Source organism: uncultured Boseongicola sp. (assembly GCF_937988555.1).
Classification (GTDB): domain Bacteria; phylum Pseudomonadota; class Alphaproteobacteria; order Rhodobacterales; family Rhodobacteraceae; genus Boseongicola.
The window spans coordinates 1-6,647 of sequence record NZ_CALJXO010000006.1; the positions used below are offsets into that span (position 1 = coordinate 1).

General features: G+C 54.1%; 7 protein-coding genes and 1 pseudogene. 1 reads left to right on the forward strand and 7 read right to left on the reverse strand.

The annotated features are described in order from the left end of the window. The coding region (locus Q1B15_RS00175) for a recombinase family protein (RefSeq protein WP_299748375.1) at window positions 1–970 on the reverse strand (970 nt) is incomplete at its 3' end. Window positions 971–1,872: 902 nt separating this feature from the next. Beyond that, on the reverse strand, window positions 1,873–2,691 hold the full coding sequence (locus Q1B15_RS00180; RefSeq protein ID WP_299748378.1) for a DUF1194 domain-containing protein: 819 nt from the start codon (window positions 2,689–2,691) through the stop codon (window positions 1,873–1,875). Window positions 2,692–3,066: 375 nt separating this feature from the next. Here Q1B15_RS00180 and Q1B15_RS00185 point away from each other — a divergent pair, with 375 nt between their 5' ends. Next, the gene (locus tag Q1B15_RS00185) at window positions 3,067–3,312 is read left to right on the forward strand and encodes a hypothetical protein (RefSeq protein ID WP_299748380.1); all 246 of its coding nucleotides are present in this window, start codon (window positions 3,067–3,069) and stop codon (window positions 3,310–3,312) included. 231 nt (window positions 3,313–3,543) lie between these two features. Here the strand turns inward: Q1B15_RS00185 and Q1B15_RS00190 are convergent, their stop codons facing one another. From Q1B15_RS00190 to Q1B15_RS00210, 5 genes and pseudogenes are all read right to left on the reverse strand, one after another. Continuing rightward, on the reverse strand, window positions 3,544–3,879 hold the full coding sequence (locus Q1B15_RS00190; RefSeq protein ID WP_366141638.1) for a transposase: 336 nt from the start codon (window positions 3,877–3,879) through the stop codon (window positions 3,544–3,546). An 8-nt stretch (window positions 3,880–3,887) separates the two neighbouring features. Further along, window positions 3,888–4,193: pseudogene (locus tag Q1B15_RS00195) on the reverse strand (IS6 family transposase); the annotation flags it as partial. Between the two features lie 53 nt (window positions 4,194–4,246). Then, a complete protein-coding gene (locus tag Q1B15_RS00200) occupies window positions 4,247–4,705 on the reverse strand; it encodes a tripartite tricarboxylate transporter TctB family protein (RefSeq protein ID WP_299748384.1) in 459 nt (152 codons plus the stop codon). Continuing rightward, window positions 4,705–6,207 carry a tripartite tricarboxylate transporter permease gene (locus Q1B15_RS00205; protein WP_299748386.1) on the reverse strand — a complete coding sequence of 501 codons (1,503 nt, stop codon included), beginning with the start codon at window positions 6,205–6,207 and terminating at the stop codon, window positions 4,705–4,707. Before Q1B15_RS00205 ends, Q1B15_RS00200 begins: the two co-directional genes overlap by 1 nt. A gap of 38 nt (window positions 6,208–6,245) precedes the next feature. After that, window positions 6,246–6,647, reverse strand: a 402-nt coding sequence (locus tag Q1B15_RS00210; RefSeq protein ID WP_299748389.1) for a tripartite tricarboxylate transporter substrate-binding protein, incomplete at its 5' end; no start/stop codon positions are given.

Genomic DNA, 6,647 nt, shown 5'->3' on the forward strand with positions numbered 1-6,647 from the left:
TACCGTGCTTTGGGGCACCGTGGTGGCGGCTGGCAGGAACGTTATCGCTTACCATAGTGCGTATAGCCTCCGCATGTTCCCAGCTTACATAGCCCTCGTGCGATCCGGGCTTCAGGGCACGCCATTCGTCTCGTGGTTTGTGAACGGACTTCACAGTCATGCCCGAGCCATCATAAACCGCCACTGCATTGGTCTTACCATAAGCGTAAGCGCCGCCATAAGTGGGGTTAGTGATCATCCGGTGGATGGTTTGGTAATAGGGTCGACGCCAGACCGTCTCACCAGTCTTGTGTTTTGCTGGCAGATCCAACCCGTGTTCCAGAAACCAGAGCAAAGCCTGACGGGCACTGCCCAATTCCCACACTTTATCGAACACCAGCTTGATGGCTTCCTGCACGCGCCGGTCCGGATCTTTCTCCAGCCGATCACCGTTCAATCGATCCTTCACCTTTATGAAGCCGACCGGTGCCGCGACAATCAATTCCCCTCGTTCCGCCTTGGCATAACGGGCAGCCAGTGACCGCTGCCGCAGCAGATCAAGCTCGTATTCGTTGAGCGATCCCTTCAATCCCAGCAACAGCCGATCGTTGCTTTGTCTCGGTGCATAGATTGTCTCCTGATCAATGAGCACAGTATCGACGACACGGCACATCTCGATCAATTGCTGCCAATCGCGGCTGTTGCGGGCAAACCGCGAGACTTCGCGGGCAGCAACCGCACCAACCTTACCAAGACACACCTCTGCAACCATCCGCTCAAAACCAGCCCGGTCGGCACTGCCGGAAGCAGATCGGCCAAGATCATCATCGATGATGTCGATATCGGACCATCCCAATTGGGTCAGCCGTCCCCGCATGGCATATTGCAGCGCACTGCTTTCCTTGTTGTGCATCACCTGATGCAACGACGATTGCCGTACATACAAGATCGCCTTGCGCTCTAAATGATGTCGTTCAATCTTCTCAGACATCAGCCTTCTCCCCGTTTTGATGAGGAGTTCTGCTTGTACTGCCCACATCGGGGTTCTGGTTCTCGTGTTCCAGAAGTAGCTGTGCCAACAGATCTGTTGTGCGGTCCCTCGCTTGGTCCGGCAGGCTCTGCCATCGCGGTACAAAGGGCGGTTCTCTGTCTCCCTGCGGCTCGAACAACTCCAGTTGGGCCGTCTTCGTGTAACAATGGCGCATGATCGTCTCCTTGTTTCTGATCGCAAGACATCAAGTCTGCGTCCGAATCAGGAATGAGCGAACCAAGATCGCATCCGCCAGTTGATGCTGGCTCTACATACGCCAATAATTGGGATAATGCGCAAAGAGAGGCCGTATCCGAAATAGGCTCGGCCACACTGGATATCGAGGCGCAGGCAGACCTCTCAAACATCCAAGAAGGAACTTCCAGCGGTAAGCATTGTGCATGACCCGCCAAACGGCACCGAACAGCCGAAACCCCACCCCGTTCAAAAATGCGCAATATCTCTAAACGCCGCCCCACCCAGGGATGCCAAGCGTAAATAATATCACGCTCATCGGTATTGTGGGCGTTCCGTATCGTCGTTGTACAACTCCGAGCGCCCTCACACCGCGCTCGACAAACGCACCCCAGACGCGGAATACTTCGAGCAAGCAGAAATACGAAACGCGGCATGAACACCAAAATGATGCATCTTAGGCAAGCCGCAAAACTGTCTTAAAAAGCAGGACCACTTCAAAGGAGGCCCGAGCCGCGGCACAACGTGTCCAAGAGTGTTGGTCAGAGCGCGAAACGGCAGCAATGTGGAAGGAAGGGCGCTCTATTCGGGAAATGTCGGTTGATTGTTTTTCAAGTTGGTGACCCACCAAACAACAGCCAATCTGTTCTAAAGGTTCGAGCGTATGCTCAGGGTGTTGTACCCAAGTATCCTATCTTCCAAGTCTGCAATTCTCTCAAGAGTTTTCGGATCATCGCATCCTCGAAATCCTGGTGACCTTTCGCGACTTCAACAAATGCATCGGGTCCGCGAATGACATTTGACGCAAAATAGTTGACCAGATCACTTGTGGTTTGGTCTTCGACAGCGAGAAACGACACATGACCCTGACCGACAACAAGAGCATTAATCGTTACACCGACCAATCGTGAACTCAACTGTAAATCTCTCGGCTGAACACCAGCGTTAGATTTTCCGTCGCCTGAAATGTCTAGCGTCAAACGCGAACAATCACTTTGAGTTTCCAAGGCGGTGCGACCAAAAACCATTGCTTCACCCAAAGCGGTTTCGGACGAAAATCGGCGGCGATCTTGGTTACTCAGTAGCGTGGCAGCTTCAACAAGATCAGACTCGTCCGCCATTTCGGTCCAAGGTAGAATTTCCAAAGGTCCGCCTCGACCCGCCCAAATAAACACGTGTAAGCGAACGGGTGCGCTGGGAACTGCCAGAAATGCCTGTTGTACATCTTTGGCCAAAATTGCATTGGCCAAGCCCTTCATCTGAAGAGTGTACTCACCTTCGCTAACCGACCCGGACACATCTAGACCGAGAGCCAGTGCCTGGCGGCAAGCTCCTTGTACAACAATCGGCCACAACAAAAGGCAAAATGAGGCAATCCAGAAAAACCCGGTGCAACGCTTTTTCATGGCTTTAATTTTACAATTTATACGAGTTAACTTCAACTTGAACCAAAAAACCGGTTCTTCTGGATCGCGCCCTTCCTCCAAGGAGCAATGTATGACGAGGTTTCAGGCTTCTCTGAATGGATGGCCAGTCTAGGATCCGGTTCTAAAGCTGCCATTCGCTTCGGACTGCGCCAACGACCGCTGTGCGGGACTAAGAGAGCCGCAGGCATTACAGGTTTTCATGCACGGTTGGCGGACCGGAAAATCGGCATCACACACATGGCAGGCCGAGGAGTCTTTCGGACACTCAGCGCCGCAGTCCGGGCATACTTTAGTATCGGGCCCGTCTGACCGTAATGCAAAAGGCGGCGTCGGCGAGCGGTGGCGTAAGGTTTTCGAGTTGTACCGCATTAATGAAGACCTATTCTTGGAGGAATAAGTAGGCATTTCTGTACACAAAGAGGAACTTGGCCGCACATGACCCGCAAAGATTTCGATCCAGCTACGATTCAACCGGACGAGCGCCCCCCGGCTATGGCGAAGCTCTTCGACGGAGCAACGCCCGGCCCTTGGCGCGGATCAGTGAACGGTGAAACCCTGGGCGGTCCGGTCACAGTGCTGGCCTATGGCAATGACAACCTGGGAGAAGGCCCCTGCCTGCACGTGCATCCCTATGATGAGACCTTCGTCGTGACCGAGGGCCGAGCGCGGTTCTTTGTCTGAGGCCAAGTGATCGATGCTATTGCCGGTGAGGTCGTGCTTGCCCCAAAGGCATACCACATAGGTTCGAGAACCTCGGACCGGGGCGGCAACGCCGCGCGGCCGCCCTATTGCGTGAATAGCTTGCGCAAAAAAGCGTTTCGCTGCGCGAGTGTTGCGCCGAGATTGAAACAGAATATCGAGAACGTCCGTTGCCCGGCAGTCGCTGCTTGCAGCGATGAGTATCCGTATTGGTCAAGCCGTGTTTTGGGTCCATTTCCTCTGGTCTCGGAGCAGTGCGTTGGCCATGACGATCAGCTTTCGCATCACAGCTGTGATGGCCAGCTTCTTGCATTTTCCGACTGATATCAGCTGCTCGTATTTTGTCTTCATGTCGGGGTTGAATCGCGTTGCCACTACGGCTGGCAAATAGATCGCCCGCCTGACACTGGCGCGCCCGCCCTGGATGCGTTCCTTGCCTTGCCACTTTCCCGATTGCCTCGATATGGGTGCAAGGCCCGCCAGCTTCGCCGCCTGTTTGCCGGGCAGCTGTTCCAGCTTCTCACAGAAACTACTCAAGTCATAAGACAAGAGGGGCTATTGCTGTCGATCGCGCGCCCAAGCCAGAATTTGCGCCCGCGGATAGGAATGACCACTTCATCAAGGTGCCATTTATCAGACGGCGCAGGCCGGTCCCGCCGGATGGAAGCGGCATACTTTGTACCAAACTTGCCAACCCACTTCCGGATCGTCTCATAGCTCACGATGATGCCGCGCGCCGCAAGTAAATCCTCGACATCGCGTAGGCTCAAGGGAAACCGAAAATAAGACCAGACCGCATATGCAATGATCTCAGGCGGGGAACGGTGGCCTTTGAAGGCGCCGGAATGTTTGGCTTTCGTCACGTCGGTCGGTACGATTTCAGAACAGGCCCCGCAAGTTGACGATGCCCCTCCAACTAAGGCAACGGTACATGTAACACGAATTTGAAAAGCGAGAAAAAGGCGACCATAATCAGAACGCCGCAGCCCCAGTAAAGGACGATGGTTTTAGCGGTCCAGTTTTCGTGCATTGCTGCAATCAGCCCGCCGGCGAATGCAATTGTTCCGGCTGCCAGAAACCCGACAACAGGCATCGCAAAACAGGTCAGAAACATTGTCGCGACAAGAAGTATGCGGCGCCACCAGACGCCCCGGCCAAATCCATCGCTATCAATGGGTCTCAGGAACCGTGTGACAAACGAAATCGCGGCCGTGATGATCAGAATAATCGCAACCGTTTGCGGAAAAACCTGGCTGTCACGGTCTGTATAGGAGGTCGAGTCGTAAAGGGTCACGAACCCGATAAGCACAAAAAGAGCTGATACAATCAGAGACCCTATATTGCCTTGGGATTTGGATGCTGAGGGCTGGGTCATCAGTCGGCCTCCATCCCCGAATTGTGCTGTTTTCGTGCCAGAAAGACGGGCAAAATCAACGTGATTATGGTGAAGGCCAGAATAGCTTGAGAAATGGGGCGTCCGAAGAACATTCCAACCAAGTTGTTGGTCGCGGCACCGATGATCCAACCCTGAACAAAGCCCTGCTCTGCGATGGGGCCCAGAATAAGGCCCAGAACAATAGGTGACGCCGCAAACCCGAACCGGGCGACAACCCAACCAAAGACGCCAAGACACAGCATGATGATCACGTCAGAGATGCTGTTGCGAATAGAGAATGTGCCAATGATCGTCATGAAGCCAACAGTAGGGACCAGAACTGCTTTTGGAATAGTAACAATGGATTTATAGGCGTATCGCCCGATGAGAAGTCCTGCGGGCAGCATCAAGACGGTTGCTATGAGAAGTCCATAGATGAAGGTGTAAACAATGGAGCCGCTTTGCGTGAACATCGCAGGTCCCGTGCGAACCCCTTGCACCAGCAGCGCGCCCAGAACGATAGCGTCCGGGGGTGTGCCTGGAATGCCGAGCACCAGCGTCGGGATGAAGCCACCTCCGACAGTGGCGTTATTTGCTGATTCAGTCGCCAAAATGCCATCCGGTTCACCTTCACCAAATCTCTGGTGGGGTTTGGCCGTGCGTTTAGCCTCAGAATAGGCGACTAGACCGGCAACCGAGCCACCTGCCCCCGGCAAAATCCCAACAAGCGTGCCGATAATGGACGACCGGATCAGGTTGAACTTGGACCGCATCGCAAGTCGGAAGGCTTCTCCGATGCGTACTGATTTGACATTGTCTTCAACCTGCAAATGCCGGTCGGGTACGGCTACGAGGTCGATAAGAACGGGAATGCAGTACAGTCCGATCAAGGCGCCCACAACGCCAAACCCGCCAATCAACACCTGACTGCCAAATGTCAATCGAATGTCTGCAGAGATCTCGGCGACACCCACGGTTGAGAGGATCATGCCAAAAGCGCCCCCTGCAAGACCCTTCATCAGGTTGCCATTCGACAGAGAGGCGATCAGCGATAGCCCGAAGACTGACAACCAGAAATACTCGATCGGACCAAATGCCAATGCGACCCTTGACAGAGGTGGTGCCAAAAGCAAAAGCGCAAAGGCGCCGACCAAACCGCCAAAAACCGAAGCAAAGCAAGCAAGCGCAACGGCAAGATCGCCATCGCCCCGTTTGGCCATGGGATATCCGTCAAATGTGGTGGCAATAGCGGACGGCGTGCCAGGCGTGTTTAGCAAGATGGCGGCATATGCGCCGCCATAAATGGCCCCTGTGTAGATGGCACCAAGAAGAATAAGTGCTGATGCTGGGTCCATACTGAAGGTAATTGGCACCAGTACGGCTAATGCCATAGTTGCGGTTAACCCCGGGATTGACCCCACAATTGTTCCGGCGATAACACCAAACAAAGCCAAAGCAATGTTGAACGGTGTCATGGCTGACAAAAAGTGACCGAGTTCCATAGTCGAGCCTGCCCCCCGAGGTTAACCCTTTGTTTGAACTACTCGATCAGCCCTGCTGCACGGGCGTCGTTCAAATATTCCTCCGCTCGGGCTGCCATAAAGTCAGCCATTTCATCAGAGTTGACATCCAGCATCGCAAATCCGCCATCCAACATCTTTTGCCGGAATTCAGGGTCTGCGTTTATTTCAGCAATCATGTCAGACCACATTTTGGTAGTTTCTGCGCTTGCTGTGTTCGGAAGGGCGATGCCTCGGTAAGCACCACCTGTCATGTCATAGCCAAGCTCTTTGAAGGTGGGAACATCCGGGAAGAGGGGATGCCGTTCGTCCATCGCAACTGCCAGCATTCGAACAGCGTCACCCTGAGCAGCCCCAACGGTTGTATAGCCCCATTGCGCTTGGACTTGGTTACCCAGCAGCGCCGTTACCGATGCCCCCGT

Coding starts and splice junctions, on each gene's coding strand:
- Q1B15_RS00205 (WP_299748386.1), bottom strand. CDS start 6,207: ATGGAACTCGGTCACTTTTTGTCAGCCATGACACCGTTCAACATTGCT.
- Q1B15_RS00185 (WP_299748380.1), top strand. CDS start 3,067: ATGACCCGCAAAGATTTCGATCCAGCTACGATTCAACCGGACGAGCGC.
- Q1B15_RS00200 (WP_299748384.1), bottom strand. CDS start 4,705: ATGACCCAGCCCTCAGCATCCAAATCCCAAGGCAATATAGGGTCTCTG.